Genomic DNA, 15,621 nt, shown 5'->3' on the forward strand with positions numbered 1-15,621 from the left:
CGTGCCTACCCGCGCTCGCCCAGCAGCTCGGCCAGGGCGGTGACCAGGGCGTCGGCTGCCTCGCGGCCCTTGCCGTCCCGGCGGCCCAGCGCGGCGTCCAGCCGCCGCAACGGGTCCGACTCCTGCTGCGCCCGCAGGCCCGGTCCCAGGGATCGGGCCGCGACCAGCAGGGACAGCGCCGCCGACGACTGGCGGGTGATCTCCGTGAGCAGCTCGATCGCCGCGGCGTCGCCGTAACCGTCCAGCCGGGGATCCAGCACCTCCAGCACGCCGATCGACTCGCCGTCGAGGTCCAGAGGGCCGGCCATGATCTCGTTCGGCACGAATCCGGTGCTCTCGGCGAACTCGCGGTTGAACCGCGGGTCGCGCCGCAGATCGTGCGCGATGATCGTCTCCCCGGTGTTCCAGACCCACCCGACGATGCCCTGGTCGCAGGGGACGGACACGCCCAGCAACCGGTCCTCGCCCGCGCCCGAGGAGGCCTCGAAGACGAGCTCGTCGCGCCGGCGGTCGTACAGGAACACCGAGGCCGCGCCGGATCGGAAGGCGAGGCGGGCCAGCCGTACCGACGAGCGCAGCAGCTCGTCGTGGGTGGCCGGGTCGAGGAGCCGGCCGACCGTGGGGCGCAGGGCGCCCGGGATCTCGTAACTCACGTCTCTCCTCACCTGAGATTGCCTGCCGCGCCCGCCAGTACCTGCTTGAGCTGCGCCGTCCTGAACCCCGGGTGTTTTTGCAGGATGCGCGCGCACAGTCCGGTGACGTGGGGGGCGGCGAAGCTGTTGCCGGACACGGTCAGCCTCGCGCCGGGCGGTCCCGCCGCCGGGATGCCGACTCCGGGGGCGAAGAACTCGACGGGCGGGTCCGGGCTGAGTTCGATGTGCTCGGGGTCCTGCGAATCGTGGGAGCCCACGGACAGCACGGAGGGGAAGCGCCACGGGTAGCTGTCCACCGGGCTGTTGTGCGCGGCCGACACCAGGGTCACCCCGGCGAAGTAGGCCTCGTCGGCCAGGTCGTGGAGCCGTTCCTTGAAGGCCGGTTTGCGGGTGGACAGGCTCAGGTTGACCAGGGCGAAGCGGTGCCGGATGGCCCATTGCAGGGCCGCGAGCAGCGCCTCGCCCTGGCCGTGCAGGTTGCGTCCCAGGACGCGGACGCTGACCAGGTCGCAGTCCGGCGCCAGCCGGCGGATGATCGCCGCGCACGTGGTCCCGTGTCCCGCGCTGTCGCCGTCCTGGTCCGGCTCGACCGTCCAGGAGGTCCCGCTCTCCCGTACGGCGAAGCAGTCGACGCGGCCGCTGGTGTCCTCGGCCCGGACGCCGCTGTCGATCAGGCACACGCGTACGTTCCTGCCGGTGGCCTCGCCCCAGGCCCAGTGGCGCGAGATCGCGCCGGGCAGCACCAGGCTGCGCGCGTCCACCGTGGCTCCCGTGGAGGTGTGGGCGAAGCGGATGGTCCTGCGCGGGCGCGCCGCCGTACCGGTCATGACCGGTGACCGGCGCCGTCGTGGGCGCGCAGGCGGTAGTGCAGGCCGCCGACCGCGGGCGTCTCGACCGTCAGCGCGCCGCGCAGGGCCGAGGCGGGCGCGGGTAGCGCGTGCGCCACGACTTCGGCGGCCTCGCCGCGCGCCGAGCCGTCGCGCAGGAGGATCAGTGCCACGGGGACGAGTACCACCATGGCCGCCACGACGATCGGTCGGAAGGAGCCCATGGCGCCCAGCCAGAGCGCGCCGATGGCCAGCCCGCCCACCTGCGCGAGGTTGGTGTAGGCGTCGAGCGTGGCGAAGGAGCGTCCCAGCAGCTGTTCCGGTACGGCGTTCTGCACGACCGTGACGTAGACCACGAAGAGCACCGACGTCCCCAGGCCGACCAGCGCGATGCCCGCCACCGCCAGCGGCGCGACGCCCGACAGCAGGGCGGGGCCGACCGCGCAGAAGGCGGCCGTCACGCACAGGCCCGCGCCGCGGATCCGGTGGGCGGCGGCGAACCAGGTGCCCAGGGGGCCGCCGAGCATCCCGCCGATGGCCTGGCCGGTGGCCAGGACTCCGGCGAAGTCCGGTGACGTGCCCAGCCCTGAGGTGATCATCGCGAACCAGCTGCTGGACAGGAACCCGGCCGCCAGGCCGCACCCGAGGTTGAGCAGGGTGACCGTGCGCAGTTCTGGCCGGCTGGTGATGAGCCTGGTGCCGCGCCGCAGGGACTGGATGTAGCTTTCGGGCTCCGGGCGCGCCGGCCGGTGTCTGGCCGCCCGCGCGAGGGGGGCGAGCAGTGCCAGGGACAGGAGGAACGTGGCGATGTCGAAGACGATCACGGCGGTGATGCCGCCGGACATCGTGAAGATCAGCACCCCGGTCCCCGGGGCGGCGAGCCGGCCGGCCTGCATCGCCGACTGCAGCCACCCGTTCACCGACGACAGCCGGCCGGCCGGGGCGAGCTGGGGCAGCAGCGCGTCGCCCGCCACCGAGACCAGGCCGGCGTTGACGCCCTGCAGAAGCTGGACGACGTAGACGATCCAGATGTCGGAGCCGTCGTCGACGAGGAAGAAGCACGAGATCATCGCCGCTCCCGCGGCCTGGCTCGCGGCGAGGGCGGCCAGCCGGTCCATTCTGTCGATCAGCTGGCCGATGAGCGGATAGGCGAGGGTCGGCAGAGCGAACAGCAGCATCGACAGGGCGGCCGCGTCGTCGCGTCCGGTCAGGGTCCTGACCCAGATGACCACGACCATGCCGGACGCCCAGCTGCCGAAGGTCGACAGGGCGCGGGAGCCGACGAAACACACCAGGAGCGCACGGCCAGGGTTGGCGATCATGGACCTCTCTCCAGTGGGGTCAGGCCAGCGGGATCGGCGCGAGGTTGACGGGCCGCCCGCTGACCAGGGCCTCGCGGGCGGGGTGGCGACGCAGGCGGCGGGCGAGGTCGGGGCTGCCGGGTCCCAGTTCGAGCGGATACAGGTCCGGGGAGCGGGCGACGATCGTATGGATCCCGTGGAGGCGCAGCCAGGCGGGCGTGATGTCGGCAACGTGGAGCGCGACGCCGCTGCGGGCCAGCCGCTCGGCCAGAGCGCGCACGTTCTGCTCGCTGGCGGCGTCCTGCCCGCAGTCGTCACCGGGCGCGGCGGCCCGGGCGGTGGTGAGGGGTCCCGAATCGAGGAGGTCGAGCAACCGGGCCTTGTCCGGATCGAGGTAGTAGAAGGCGTGGTCGATGAAGTCCGCGAACGTGAGCTCCTCGTGCCGTCCCCGCCTGAGGCGTTCCGCGGCGACCTGGTGGACGCTGCCGGCCTCGACGGCGGCGCGCGCGGCCGCCCGCCGCAGCGTGCGGTCCGCAGCGCTGCCGACGGTGCGCACCTGGTGGCCGTCCACCTGCCCGCCGGCGACGCTGACGACGGTCGGCAGGTCGTGCAGGGGCGACAGGTCGGCCAGGGTGAGGGTCAGGCCCTGCACGCGCAGCGCTTCGACCTGATCGGGAACGAGGTCGTCGGCGGGCAGGCGCGGCGGGCGCAGGCCGAAGCGCCACGTCGTCATGAGGGCGTCGCGTTCCAGCAGCTCCAGGAGGCCGCGCTCCACCGCGCTCCAGTAGGAGTCGCCGGCGGCCGCCCCGTTCGAGGTCGGCCGGCCGGGGCCGGCGGACCTGGGGCAGGGTGGCGGGTGAAGGTAGAAGTCGCCCGCGGGACGCTCGAGCATGGCGCCGGAGGCGAGGTCGCGCACCGGGACGGTCCGGCCTGCGAGCGGGCAGTCCGGGCCGGCCGGCGCTTGCCCGCGGCCCGGAGGCTCCCTGAGGGCCAGGCGTTCGGCGCATTCGTAGAGCGCGTTCCTTCTGGCCGACGCCCTGTGCGGCGAGCGTCCCGCACCGCTCGTCGGGATGTACGCGCCGTGCAGCCGATCGACCGCCACCCCTGAGGCGATCACCAGCCAGTCCGCGCCGCCGTGGGTGTGCGGGGCGTGTTCGGTGACCTCGAACACGGGTCCGGTGCGCGCCGAGACCAGGGCCTGCTCCAGGACCTGGTCCGGGCCCGCGGGCATCACCATGACGCCTCGCCCCCGCAGGCGGGGCAGGCGGCCACCGGCACGAGGGTGTGACGCGTGATGGCGGCCCCCGGCCGGGTCGGCACCTCGACGTACGATCCGGGCGGCGAGGGGTCCGCGCGCAGCCAGTCCAGCGCCATGCGGGCCGCCAGGCCGGCGATCATGTGGAGGTGCCACGGGCCGGCCGGTCCCGACCTGCCCGAGCGCATCAGGACGCCGTACTCGGCCGGGTGGGCGTAGGCGCTGGCGCGCCTGGACCAGTAGCACTCCAGGCACCCGGTACGGCCGGGCACGAACAGCGGGCCGACGAGCACCGGGGCCGCCGCCCGCGAGTCCACCAGCAGCCACGGGGCCCCGGCGGCCAGGAAGGCGCGGTTGACCCTCGGGAGGTCGCCCGGCCCCGCGACGACCACGGCCAGCCCGCCGGGCGGGCACGGGCCCGGGACGGGCTTGCCGTACACCTCGTGGGGTTGCCCGCGCAACTCGGCGCGCAGCAGGTCCTCGATGAGGGCGGCGCCCGCCCCGCTCCCCTGCACGGTGATCGACCGGCTGGCGGTCGCGCCGGCCCCGGGGTCGCGCTCACGCAGGACGCCCCGCTCGGCGAGCCGGCTCAGCCGGGCGGCGGTGTCCGGGCCGGAACGGATGACCCGCTGCCGGCCGGCCAGCAGTTCGCGCACCTGCCGGCCGATGCGCCCCCGCAGGATGGCGTACCAGCCGTGTGCCGAGACGATGACACCGCCAGGCAGGTCGTGGAGGTCGGCCCAGCTCGCGTGCGGCGCCGGCTCGTACTCGATCGGCGGCGGGTCAGTCACAGCGGACCAGCCCCTTCGACTGCGCGGCCAGGTCCAGCCGCTGCCGCCAGTTGAACTTGTAGCTGGGGCAGGGCGGGGCGCCGTCGTGCCACAGCTTCGGGCAGCTGCCGCCGCACACGGGCAGGAACGGGCAGCGGGCGCAGGGCCACTGGTCCTGCTCGATCTCGTCGTACCAGGTGTCGAACATGCCGGCGGGCCGCAGGGCGGTGGCGGCGAGTTCGTCGAGCGTGGCGAGCACGCCGCTGTCGCGGTCGCGGGGCACCAGGGGGTGCTCCGAGCAGGAGTAGACGGCGCCGGACGGGTCGAGGAGCTCGCCGTTCCTGGTCGTGGCCAGGCACGTCGTGCTCCTGCGCCGGGTGGGCAGCAGCCGGAAGCGCAGCCCCAGCGAGCGGGCCAGCGCCAGCCACTCGGCCTCCCGCTCGGCGTAGCCCGCCGGGGTGAGCTCCACGTCGGAGACGTCGTTGCCCCAGGAATGCACCGGCATGAGGTCGAGGTCGACCGACGGGTGCCCGAGCCCGTGCGCCGCCAGGGTCTGCAGCAGGCCGGGGATGTCGTCCTGGTTCTCGGCATCGACGTTCACGCGGATGTCGAAACGCAGCTGCGGATGGTTGCCGGCGGCCAGCACCGATGACAGCAGAGCGACGATCTTGCCGAAGGTCCGGCGGCCGTTCTTCATCTTCCTTCTGCGGTCATGGGTGTCGGCGGCGCCGTCCAGCGTCACCTGGATGGCGCGCACCCCGCACTCCCCGTACAGGACGTCCACCCGGCGCTCGTCGAGGAGGCTGCCGTTGGTGATGATCGCCGCGGAGTAACGGGTGCCGTGCCGGGCGGCGGCGGGCAGGAACCGCCCGCTCATCTCGACGATGGTGCGAAAGCCCAGCAGCGGTTCGCCGCCGAACCAGGTGACCTCGACGTGACCGGTGCCGGGGTCCGACATGGCCGCCAGAACGCGGGCGATCATCCGTTCCATCCGCTCGTGCCGCAGCGAGCCCTTGCGATGCTCCTGGCCGCAGTAGCTGCACGCCATGTTGCAGTAGGCCGTCGGCATGATGGTGAATCCGCGCAGCCCGGGACGGGCGGAGGTGTCCCTGATGCCGTCCAGCACCGAGCCGAGCTCGTCCTGAGGGGGCACCAGGATCTCGCGGCGGGTCAGGTCGTCGCGGACGTCCTGGCCCAGCTCGGCCAGGGCGCCCGTTTCCAGCAGGCGCGCGGTCCGCGGCGAGACGGAGAAGACGCGGCCGGTCCTGGACGAGTAGCCCAGGCACACCCGTTCGCCGGCCTGGGTCCGGTATTCGTGGGGCGACAGGAGAAGGTATCTGCTGCGTACCAGAGGTGACATCGGCGGCATCCGATCCATGGCTGGCGTGTGGTTCAACCGTGCGCGCCGGCCGATGCGCCCGAAACCCTCCTCCGGAGGGGTGTTGCGGCCGCTCCCCCGCTGTCGAGGGGCGGACCTCGGCGGCGCTTTGCTGGAACGTGATCGGCATGCGGGATTTTCGTTTCGGGTGCAACGTGTTCAGCGTCGGCACGCGCACGGAGTTCGTCGCCACGTGCCGCGAGGCGGACGCCTACGGCTTCGACGTCGTCCTCGTGCCCGACCATCTGGGCAGCGGGGCGGGCAAGCCGTCGGCGACGGCGCCCTTCCCCGCCCTGGCGCTGGCGGCCGAGACCGGCGGGCGGATGCGGGTGGGTACGTTCGTGCTCAACATCGCCTACTGGAACCCGTACCTGCTGGCCAGGGAGGCGGCCACCACTGACCGGCTCATCGGGGGCAGGCTCGAGATCGGGCTGGGAGCCGGGCATCTGCCCGGGGAGGCCGCGGAGGCCGGGATCGCGTGGGCGAGGTTCGGGGACCGGCTGGCGCGGCTGGAGTCCGCGGTCGAGCGGCTACGGCTGCTGCTGGAGCAGGACGACAGGTACGCCGGCGCCCAGCGGCCGCGCCCGCCCCTGCTGATCGCCGGCACCGGCGACCGGATCCTGCGGCTGGCGGCGCGGCGGGCCGACATCGTGGCGGTGGCGGGCGCCTACCCGTGCCCAGGGGGGCGGCCGCGGCTCGGTACGGCGCGCGAGATCGACGAGCGGGTGCGGTTCGTGACCGGCCAGGCGGGCGAGCGGGCGGGCGAGCTGGAGCTGAACCTCCTCGTCCACGAAGTGATCATCACGGGGAACAGGCGGTCGGCCGCGGCGGACCTGGTCGTCGCGCACTATCCCTACTACAGCGTCGCCGACGCCCTGGACAGCCCGTTCCTGCTGATCGGCACCAGGAAGCAGATCGCCGAGCAGATCCTCGAGCGCCGCGAGCGCTACGGCTTCAGCTACATCGCCGTCCACGACTGCGAGATGCGGAGCCTGGGCCCGGTGATCGGGGAGCTGGGGCGGGCGGGCTGATGACGGATCCGGACTCCCTGAACGTGCTGCTGTCCCCGTACGGGGTCGTCTCCCGGGTGGAGGCGGCACACGAACTGGACAGTCCCGAGCGGCTGTCGTTCGCCGTGGCCGGCATCGGCAGCGGCATGCCGGGGCGGGCCACCTCCAGCTACGGCCGGATCCAGAAGGGCGGCCTGGCGGCGGTGAACCACGTGTTCAGCGGCGGCCGGGCCTGGGACTGCCCGGCCATGGCGCGCTTCGTGGCCATCGCGGAGGGCGCGGAGCGCTACGCCGGGTTCGACATCCTCGGCGAGGAGCGGATCTGGGCCAGCGCCGACGAGCTCGGCGGCGACTGCCTGGACCCGGCGCGCTACCCGCGCTGCTCCCCCGCAGAGTACGCCGCCGCGGACTGCCCGATGCGCCCCTTCGACCCGGCGGCCCGCATCCGGTGGTCGCGGGGGCTCGACCTGGTCACCGGGCGCGAGGTCTGGGTGCCTTCCGTCATGGCCTGCCCGGGGCTGCGGGACGCGGTGCCGGCGGAGGGCTTCACCTTCCGCATGTCGACGGGCATGGCGGTGCACACCGACCCCGTGGAGGCGGTCGTCCAGGGGATCTGCGAGGTCGTGGAACGGGACGCGGCGGCGCTCGCCTGGCTGCAACGCCTGCCGCTGCCCCGGATCGCGGCCGGCGACCGCTCCGAGGCGGCACAGGTGACGATCGAGTGGTGCGCGGCTCGGTCCGTCGAGACCCACCTGTTCGACGCCTCGACCGAGCTCGGCGTCCCGGTCGCCTACTGCGTCCTGGCCGACCGCCGCGACCGGCGAGCCTGCCACGCCGTGGGCGCGGGCACCGGGCGCACCCTTCGCGCGGCGGCGGACAAGGCGCTGTTCGAGGCCGTCGGCATGCGGGCCGAGCTGCGCCGGGCGACGGGCCCGGCGCCGGACTCCCCCGCGGATTTCCGCGCGATGGAGGACGGCGCGCGGTACATGGGCGCGGCAGGCCGGGCGCCGGCGTTCGCGTTCCTGCTGGGTCAGGCGGGGACGGGCGCCCGGCGGCCCGCGCTGCCGGCCGCGCTGCCGGCCGCGCCCGACCTCGCATTGCGGCGGCTCGTGAGCGGCCTGGCCGCGGCGGGGATGCGGGCCGTTGTGGTCGACCGCACCCCCGACGAACTGGCCGGCGCGGGACTGACCGCGGTCAACGTCATCGTCCCCGACCTCCAGCCGCTCAGCCTGCATCCGCGCGCCCAGTTCAAGGGCCATCCCCGCCTGTACGAGGCGCCCGCCCGCATGGGCCACAGGGTGCTGGCAGAGGAGGAGCTGAATCCGTGGCCGCAACCGTTCGCGTGATCGCCGTGGGGCAGGGGCCGTTCGGCGCCCGGGTCGCCGACCGTCTCCGGGACCGGCCGCCCGGCGCCCGCTTCACCGTCGACGATCTCGACGCCCGGTTCACCGTCGACGATCTCGACGCGGTGTTCGCCGCCGGGGCGCAGGCCGTCGTGGTGGCGCTGTGGCGGCCGGCGCCGGGCCTGTGCGAACGCGCCGACAAGCTGTCGCACGCCACCGGTACGGCCTGGCTGCCGGCCGTCATGGAGGATGCCTCGATCATCGTCGGGCCGCTGGTGCGGCCGGGCAGCGGTCCGTGCTTCCGCTGCTACGCCGACCGGCGCGTCCAGCACGACCCGCGCTGGCACCGGACGCGGGCCAGGTACGCGGCCTACGCCAGCGACCCGGCCCTCGGCCCGGCCGGGTTCCGGCCGCGGCATGCGGACGTGGCCACGACGGCGGCCCGCCTGCTGCTGCGCCCGGCCGGGGACGGACAGGCAAGGGCGGCCCGGGATGCGGCGGGAGCGGTGATCACCCTGTCGATTCCCGGCCTGTCCCTCTCGCGCGAGCGGGTGGTGGCCTGTCACGGCTGTGACCGCTGCGGCCGTCCACGGCCGGCCCGCGACCTACGGCGCCTGCTTCGACTCGACGAATGGCGCACCCCACAGTGAACGACGGAGGGCAGATGGCCACGTTCGGACCCGGATACTTCCAGGCTCTTCCCATCTTCGGCGTCGGGGTCGGGGTCAACCCGTCCGACCTGCACGCCGACTACCTGGCGGACTCGCCGGGACGGATCGACTACTTCGAGATCACCGCCCCGTCGGCCCGTCACCTGGGCGGGCCGACCGGCTACGCCGAGATCAGGCATCGCCGCAACGCCAGGAGCAAGGGATTCGTCGCCATGAAGATCCCGCAGGTGGCCGGCGAGAAACGGGTGCTGGTACACAGCACGAACATCAATCCCGTCTATCCCGACCCGCCGACGGCCGAGGATCTGGCCGAGCTCGCCGAGCTGGTCGAGGTGACCCGTACCCCGTGGATCACCGAGGACCTCGGGGTCTGGCTCATGTCCGAGCGGCACGTGTACCCGCACTTCATGCCGTTCCCGCTGACCGACGCGAGCCTCGTGGTCACGGCCGGCAACGTCCGCGAGGTGCAGGAGCGGCTCGGCGTCCCCTTCAACGCGGAGTTCCCGCCGACCACGTTGGTCGCCGGCGACATGCACGCCTTCGACTTCTTCGCCGAGCTGACCCGGGAGACGGGCTGCGGCATGTGCTTCGACGTGGGGCACGTGCTGAGCTACCAGATCGCCCGGGGCGCCGCGCCCACGAGCGACTTCCACCGGCTGCCGTGGCCGTACATCACCGAGATCCACGTCGCGGGCGGCGGCATCGACCTGCGCGAGGACGGCTACCACTACGACGACACGCACGGCGACCAGCCCATCATCTCGGTCTGCCTGGACATGCTCGACGAGGTCGTCCGCAACGCCCCCAACCTGCGGGCGATCACTCTGGAGGTGTTCGGCGCGAAGATCCCGGCCCGCGCCCTGGCCAGGATCGCCGAGATCAGGGCCAGGCCGGCGGTCGCCTCCTGGCTCGCCGGGACGCGGCCGGCGCCGCCGCCGCGCCCCTCGCGCGAGCAGGCACGTCTGAGGACCAAGAAGGCGACCGTGGGGATGTACGACCTGCTGCACGGCGGCTCCCCCGTCCGGCTCCCGGCCGCCGGCGAGGAGGTGCTGGAGGTGTTCGCGGTCGCCGAGCAGCGCAGGTGGGAGTACGAACGCCTGTCCCGGATCCAGCTGCACGGCCGCTTCGCCACCAGCTATTACCCCCTCGCGACCCGCTGGCTCATGCGCCGGACCGGCCTGGACCGGGGCGCGTTCTACGACCTGCTGGTCCCGCCGCTGCTCCAGGACAGGTCGCGGGAGCTGTGGGAGAAGGCCAGGGCGGCCTACGAGGACCTCGTCGCGCAGGACCCCGGCGACGCCGTCGGGCCCGAGCTCGTCCGCGTCGAGAGCTGGATGAACCTCTGCGCGGCCGGGGCGGCCGCCCCGGACACAATCGACGTCGGGGTCGACCTGACCTATCTCAGCGACGCCTTCCGCGGCGGCTCCCTCGACCCGCAGCGGGCGCTGCTGCCGGCCCGGGTAACGGTGCGGCACCTGGGCGAGTGCCGGTTCGCCTTCGTCGCCGGGCCCGCGTGCGCGGCCGGCGGGACAGCCGGCGGGACAGCCGGCGGGACAGCCGGCGGGACAGCCGACGGAGCGGAGGCCGATCTGGCCGATCTCAACTACCACACCCTCGTCGAGCCGGGGACGGCGACCTGCTGCACGGGCCAGTGAGGCGCACGCGGGCGGTCAGGTGTTCCTGCGGATGATCTCCGGCGTCGACGGGTGCGCCTCGGCCTCGATCAGCTGCCTCTCCTGTGCCCCGATCAGCCCCAGACGGTGGAGCAGGGCGCCCGCCGCGCGCCTGCACTCCTGGGCGGGCTCCGACTCGCCCAGGTCGTCGTGGCAGCGGCCCAGCCCCCACCAGTGCTCGGCCTCGTCGTACGTGCCGGACCGGCCGGCGTCGTCGTCGGCCCGCAGCGCCTCCTGGAACAGGCGGACCGCCAGGTCGGGCCGGCCCGCGAGCCGCCGGGCCTCGGCCAGGTTGCCCAGCAGGCAACCGAGGCCGAAGGGGCTGTCGGTCTCGCGGTGGATGGCGATGGACTCGCTGTGGGCCTGGACGGCCTCGGCGAAGCGGCCGGCCTTCTGGTAGGTCAGGCCCAGGTTGCTGAGCGTGATCCCCTCGTTGAACCGGTCGCCCTGCTTGCGGTCGAGCGCCAGCGCCTGCAGGTAGCAGTCGATGGACTCGTCATAGCGGCCGAGCAGGCCGTAGGCGCCGGCCAGCCGGTCCAGCTGCGAGGACTCCCCGCGCGGATGCCGAAGACGGCGGTAGGCGGCCAGGGAGTCCCGCAGCCGCGCGATGGCGTCGCTCAACTGGCCCAGCTGGGACTGCACGTCGCCCAGGTCTCCCTGGACGACCGCGAACTGCAGCGGGTCGCCGGTGCGCCCGGCGGCGTCGGCCGCCAGTTCCTCCAGCGTGTACTGGTCCTTCCACAACCGTTCGTACCCCAGGGGGAGGTAGAGCGCCGCGGCCAGGCCGACCGCCAGCGACGGGCCGTCGTCGAGCTCGCCGATCGCCTGGCGCAGGACCACGGGGAAGTTCGCGGTCTCCGCCTTGATCCAGGTCTGGATCTGCTGGTGGCTGTCCAGGCCGGCCCCCGGCACGGCCAGGTCCTGCGGCCCGATGCCGGTCCGCCATGCGGCGTCCGGATTGACCCGGACGCACACGGCCCGGGCCGTCGCGAGGTACCAGTGCAGCACGTTCCGCAGGGCCGCGGCGCGCCGGCCGGCGTCGTCCTCCTCGTGCGCGCGCTCGTAGGCGAACTGGCGGAGCAGGTCGTGCATGCGGTAGCGGTGGGGGGCGTGGTTCTCCACCATATGGAGGTCGACGAGATAGTCCAGGACATCCTCCGCCTGCCGTTCGGGGATGCCGGCCAGGGCGGCGGCGACACCCACGCCGACGTCGGCGTTGGCGAGCAGGCCCAGGAGCCGGAAGAGGCGGGCGTGGCCGGCGTCGAGCTCGTCGTAGCCGACGGCGAAGCTGGCGCGCAGCGCCCGGTCGCCGACGTGGAGTTCGGCCAGCCGGTGCCGGTCCGTCGCCAGCCGGTCGGCCAGGGCGCGAACGCTCCAGGTGGCCCGGGCGTTGAGTCGGGCGGCGGCGATGCAGACCGCCAGGGGCAGGTGATCGCACTGGCGGACGACCGCCTCCGCGGCCGCGGTCTCGGCCCGGACGCGGTCACGGCCGACCAGGCGCGCGAAGAGCGCCAGGGAGTCCTCTTCGGGCAGGAGCTCCAGGCGCAGGTGCGTGGCGCCGTCCAGTTCGGTGAGCACCTTGCGGCTCGTGAGCAGTACCGCGCCGGCGCCGTGGCCGGGCAGCAGGTGGCGGATCTGGGCGGCGTCCAGCGCGTTGTCCAGGACGATCAGCAGGCGTTTGCCCGCGGTCAGCGACCGTAGCTGGCCCGCGGCCTCCTCGACCTCGGCCGGGACCGCCTCGTCGTCCGTCCCCAGCGAGCGCAGGAGCCGGGCCAGCGCCGCGGACGTCTCGACGGGCCTGGTGTTGGGGGTGGATCCGTGCAGGTTGAGGTACAGCTGCCCGTCGGGGTAGCGGGCGGCCAGACGGTGGGCCACGTGGATCGCCAGCGCCGACTTCCCGACCCCGCCGCCGCCCGAGATCGACACGACGACCGGGCCCTCCTGGCGTGCCGCTCCGAGCAACCCGCACAGGTGCTCGACCTCTGGCCTGCGCCCCGTGAACGTCGCCACGTCCATCGGCAGCTCGGCGGCCACCGGCCGGGCCCGCTCTGGTGGGGTCTGTGCCGCGGGCTCGGGGGCGGGCCGATGCTCGCGCAGCAGCTCCGCGTGCGTGGCGCGGAGCTCGTCGGAGGGGTCGACGCCGAGTTCGTCGGCCAGCCTGCGCCGGATCTCCTCGAAGCAGCGCAACGCCTCGGCTCTGCGGCCGGTGGCGCCGAGCAGCCTGATCAGCCGGGTCTGGAGCGGCTCCTCGTACGGCATGTCCGCGGCGACCTCCCGCACGTGCGGCAGGGCCGCCTCCGGCCGGCTGGTGTGCAGCGCCAGGTCGGCGGCCCTGGCCGCGCAGCCGGCCCGGGCGGTCTGCAGCCGGCGGATCCCCGCGTGCGCGCGGACCTCCTCCGGGGCTCCTTCCAGTACGAGCCCGCGCCACTGCCCGAGCGCCCGCAACAGCAGGTCGAGCCCGAGCGCGGGGTCCGGCTCGCGAGCGGCGGCGCGGTAGCGGCCGAGGAAGCGGGCCGCGTCCACATGGCGCGCGTCCAGGTCGAGGACGTAGCCGCCGGACCTGGTGTACTTGACCGCCTCGGTCATCCCCGTGTGGTCGCGCAACCACGATCGCAGCCGCGACACGCTGGTGCGCAGAGCCCGCAGGCTGACCTCGGAGGTGCCCCAGACGTGGCTCAGGAGCTGGCCTTCGGCGACCGGCTCCCCCCGTGACAGCAGCAGCACGGCCAGGAGCCAGCGAACGTGCTGGCCGGGAAGCGGGACCTCTCGGCGGGACAGGCTGATCTCCAGTGGGCCCAGGATCCGGAAGTCGGGGGAGGGGCCATCGTCGTCGGCGGGCATCCAACCTCCACCCGAGGCGCTGTCCGGCAGGAATTCCGATATCGGGCGTATGGCTTCACCATGACACAGATCAAGATCTGCTCCAAACCGCGTGCTCCCGCAGGTCGGCCCGCCGCGACCGGGCCAGGGGTCAGATGCGGCGCTGCAGGAGCATGCCGGGCCACTCCCCCACGGTGAAGGGGGCGATGCGGGTGAAGCCGCAGCTTTCGTAGTAGGCGACCAGGCGGCCGTCGTCGCCGGCGTAGCAGTCGACGCGCACCAGGCCGACGCCGCGTTCGGCGGCTTCGGTGGCGGCCCGGTCGAGCAGGGCGCGGCCGATGCCGTGGCCGTGGTAGCGGCGGTCGGTGACCAGGGCCTGGATGTAGAGCTCGGGTTCGGTGGCGGGGGTGACGTAGTCGTGGGCGCCGCCGACGACGAGGCAGCCGGCGGGGTGGTCGTCGACTTCGGCGATGCGCATGCCGCCGAGTTCGAGCCAGCCGGTGACCTGGCGGGTGCGGCGTGGGTTGCCGGTGAAGGGGCTGCTGCCCCATTGGCCGGTGCGTCCTTGGGCGGTGAGCCAGGCGACGGCGCTGTCGAACATGCTCAAGACGACGGGGACGTCGCCGTCGCGGCCGTCGCGGATGCGCGGGAGGGTGCTGGGGTGGGTCATGTCAGGCCTTGCTGCTCTTCAGGGCGCTGCCCTTCTTCCACTCCTTGAACGGCAGTTGCCAAAAGCCCCAGCCGTTGTTCCATTCGAGTTCGCGGGTGGTGCCGGTGATGTCGACGACGTCGCCGCGCTGGAAGTTGTCGTAGAACCATCGGGCCTGGTCGGGGCGGGCGTTGAGGCAGCCGTGGCTGACGTTGCGGACGCCTTGGGCCCAGACGTTGTCCTTGGCGTGGACGTATTCGCCGGAGTTGGAGATGCGGACGGCGTGGTCGATCATGACGTCGTAGTAGCCGGGGTCGCCCTTTTTGCGGCCTGGGGAGATCATGCGGACGGGGTTGCCGCGTTCCATGGTGAGGTGGACGCCGGAGGTGGTGGTGTATTCGCGGGTGGTGGCCATGCCGGCGCTGATACGCATGGTTTGGACGCGTTTGCCGTCTTTGTAGACGTACATCATGTGCTTTTTGGTGTCGACCTTGCTGATCTGCCGGGCGCCGATCTTGAGGGTGGCGGAGTAGTCCTTGACCCCGTACAGGCCGTCGCCGCCCTTGATGCCGGTGATGCGGGCGTTGAGGGTGACCTTCTGGTGGGCGGGCCAGTATTTGGCGGTGCGGTAGATGGCGACGGTGTCGTTGATCCAGCGCCAGGCGCCGGTGACGGGCTTTTCGGTCTCGACTTCCAGGGCGCGTTCGATGGTGGCCTTGCTGGTGACGGGCTGGTTGAAGGTGACGATGATGGGGGCGCCGACGCCGATGGTCTCGCCCTTGGTGTGGGGGGTCACGTCGGCGATCTGCAGGGCGCGTTCGGGTTTGGCGGTGGTGAACGTGCTGGTGGCCGTGGTGGCGCCGGCGGTGGCGTTGACGGTGTAGTCGGTGGAGGGTTTGAGCGCGGTCTTGGAGACCCACTTGGTCTTGTCGGCGTTGTACTTGCCCTCGACCTGTTCGCCCGAGGCCTCGACGGTGACGTTGTCGAGGCCGCCGCCGTCGGAGGTGACGACGACCTTCTTTTCGGGGCTGACCTTGCCGCTGCCCTCGGCGGGGCTGATCTTGACGGTGGGGGCCTGGGGGGTGGCGGACGTGGTGACTTCGGGCGCGCCCGCTCCCCCGCTGCCGCCGTCGGGGGTGGTGCCCGATGAGCACGAGGCCGTCAGTGTGACTGCGGTGAGCAGCGCGACTGCGGTGGCGGGCTTCCTCCAAGCCGGCGTAACGTTCAACACTGTCCTTTCCCCCATGGCATCAAACGCACCTCAAAAACCT

13 protein-coding genes are annotated in these 15,621 nt (G+C 73.2%); 4 read left to right on the forward strand and 9 right to left on the reverse strand.

What is annotated here, in order from left to right:
* Window positions 1-5: 5 nt before the first annotated feature.
* From ACWDRB_RS46505 to ACWDRB_RS46530, 6 genes are read right to left on the reverse strand one after another with little or no spacing between them, the layout of a single operon-like run.
* Entirely contained in the window at window positions 6-653 is a 648-nt protein-coding gene (locus ACWDRB_RS46505) for a GAF domain-containing protein (protein WP_449905254.1), read from the reverse strand.
* A gap of 8 nt (window positions 654-661) precedes the next feature.
* Entirely contained in the window at window positions 662-1,480 is an 819-nt protein-coding gene (locus tag ACWDRB_RS46510) for a S8 family serine peptidase (protein ID WP_449905256.1), read from the reverse strand.
* The gene (locus tag ACWDRB_RS46515) at window positions 1,477-2,802 is read right to left on the reverse strand and encodes an MFS transporter (RefSeq protein WP_449905258.1); all 1,326 of its coding nucleotides are present in this window, start codon (window positions 2,800-2,802) and stop codon (window positions 1,477-1,479) included. Before ACWDRB_RS46515 ends, ACWDRB_RS46510 begins: the two co-directional genes overlap by 4 nt.
* Window positions 2,803-2,821: 19 nt before the next feature.
* Entirely contained in the window at window positions 2,822-4,018 is a 1,197-nt protein-coding gene (locus ACWDRB_RS46520) for a YcaO-like family protein (RefSeq protein ID WP_449905260.1), read from the reverse strand.
* On the reverse strand, window positions 4,012-4,827 hold the full coding sequence (locus ACWDRB_RS46525) for a TOMM precursor leader peptide-binding protein (protein WP_449905262.1): 816 nt from the start codon (window positions 4,825-4,827) through the stop codon (window positions 4,012-4,014). The genes ACWDRB_RS46520 and ACWDRB_RS46525 overlap by 7 nt, the downstream gene beginning before the upstream one ends.
* A complete protein-coding gene (locus ACWDRB_RS46530; RefSeq protein ID WP_449905264.1) occupies window positions 4,820-6,166 on the reverse strand; it encodes a radical SAM protein in 1,347 nt (448 codons plus the stop codon). The genes ACWDRB_RS46525 and ACWDRB_RS46530 overlap by 8 nt, the downstream gene beginning before the upstream one ends.
* A gap of 146 nt (window positions 6,167-6,312) precedes the next feature.
* On the opposite strand from ACWDRB_RS46530, the gene ACWDRB_RS46535 reads away from it, so the two are divergent.
* Genes ACWDRB_RS46535 through ACWDRB_RS46550 form a run of 4 tightly spaced genes read left to right on the forward strand, consistent with a single transcriptional unit; the run spans window position 6,313 to window position 10,863 of the window.
* Entirely contained in the window at window positions 6,313-7,215 is a 903-nt protein-coding gene (locus tag ACWDRB_RS46535) for a TIGR03621 family F420-dependent LLM class oxidoreductase (RefSeq protein ID WP_449905266.1), read from the forward strand.
* Window positions 7,215-8,540: a YcaO-like family protein gene (locus ACWDRB_RS46540; protein WP_449905268.1), complete on the forward strand. Its 1,326-nt coding sequence runs from the start codon at window positions 7,215-7,217 to the stop codon at window positions 8,538-8,540. Before ACWDRB_RS46535 ends, ACWDRB_RS46540 begins: the two co-directional genes overlap by 1 nt.
* The gene (locus ACWDRB_RS46545; protein ID WP_449905270.1) at window positions 8,519-9,187 is read left to right on the forward strand and encodes a TOMM precursor leader peptide-binding protein; all 669 of its coding nucleotides are present in this window, start codon (window positions 8,519-8,521) and stop codon (window positions 9,185-9,187) included. The genes ACWDRB_RS46540 and ACWDRB_RS46545 overlap by 22 nt, the downstream gene beginning before the upstream one ends.
* A 14-nt stretch (window positions 9,188-9,201) precedes the next feature.
* Window positions 9,202-10,863: a multinuclear nonheme iron-dependent oxidase gene (locus ACWDRB_RS46550; RefSeq protein ID WP_449905272.1), complete on the forward strand. Its 1,662-nt coding sequence runs from the start codon at window positions 9,202-9,204 to the stop codon at window positions 10,861-10,863.
* A gap of 15 nt (window positions 10,864-10,878) precedes the next feature.
* Here the strand turns inward: ACWDRB_RS46550 and ACWDRB_RS46555 are convergent, their stop codons facing one another.
* From ACWDRB_RS46555 to ACWDRB_RS46565, 3 genes are all read right to left on the reverse strand, one after another.
* A complete protein-coding gene (locus tag ACWDRB_RS46555) occupies window positions 10,879-13,722 on the reverse strand; it encodes a BTAD domain-containing putative transcriptional regulator (RefSeq protein ID WP_449905274.1) in 2,844 nt (947 codons plus the stop codon).
* Window positions 13,723-13,852: 130 nt separating this feature from the next.
* Complete coding sequence (locus ACWDRB_RS46560; RefSeq protein WP_449905276.1) at window positions 13,853-14,371, reverse strand: GNAT family N-acetyltransferase; 519 nt, start codon at window positions 14,369-14,371, stop codon at window positions 13,853-13,855.
* A 1-nt stretch (window position 14,372) separates the two neighbouring features.
* On the reverse strand, window positions 14,373-15,581 hold the full coding sequence (locus tag ACWDRB_RS46565; RefSeq protein ID WP_449905278.1) for an Ig-like domain-containing protein: 1,209 nt from the start codon (window positions 15,579-15,581) through the stop codon (window positions 14,373-14,375).
* Window positions 15,582-15,621: the final 40 nt, after the last annotated feature.

Source organism: Nonomuraea sp. NPDC003707 (assembly GCF_053587055.1).

Bases quoted from the DNA above. Each gene is read 5' to 3' on its own strand.
- ACWDRB_RS46555 (WP_449905274.1), bottom strand. From the start codon at position 13,722: ATGCCCGCCGACGACGATGGCCCCTCCCCCGACTTCCGGATCCTGGGC.
- ACWDRB_RS46535 (WP_449905266.1), top strand. From the start codon at position 6,313: ATGCGGGATTTTCGTTTCGGGTGCAACGTGTTCAGCGTCGGCACGCGC.
- ACWDRB_RS46530 (WP_449905264.1), bottom strand. From the start codon at position 6,166: ATGTCACCTCTGGTACGCAGCAGATACCTTCTCCTGTCGCCCCACGAA.
- ACWDRB_RS46510 (WP_449905256.1), bottom strand. From the start codon at position 1,480: ATGACCGGTACGGCGGCGCGCCCGCGCAGGACCATCCGCTTCGCCCAC.
- ACWDRB_RS46515 (WP_449905258.1), bottom strand. From the start codon at position 2,802: ATGATCGCCAACCCTGGCCGTGCGCTCCTGGTGTGTTTCGTCGGCTCC.
- ACWDRB_RS46550 (WP_449905272.1), top strand. From the start codon at position 9,202: ATGGCCACGTTCGGACCCGGATACTTCCAGGCTCTTCCCATCTTCGGC.
- ACWDRB_RS46560 (WP_449905276.1), bottom strand. From the start codon at position 14,371: ATGACCCACCCCAGCACCCTCCCGCGCATCCGCGACGGCCGCGACGGC.
- ACWDRB_RS46540 (WP_449905268.1), top strand. From the start codon at position 7,215: ATGACGGATCCGGACTCCCTGAACGTGCTGCTGTCCCCGTACGGGGTC.
- ACWDRB_RS46520 (WP_449905260.1), bottom strand. From the start codon at position 4,018: ATGGTGATGCCCGCGGGCCCGGACCAGGTCCTGGAGCAGGCCCTGGTC.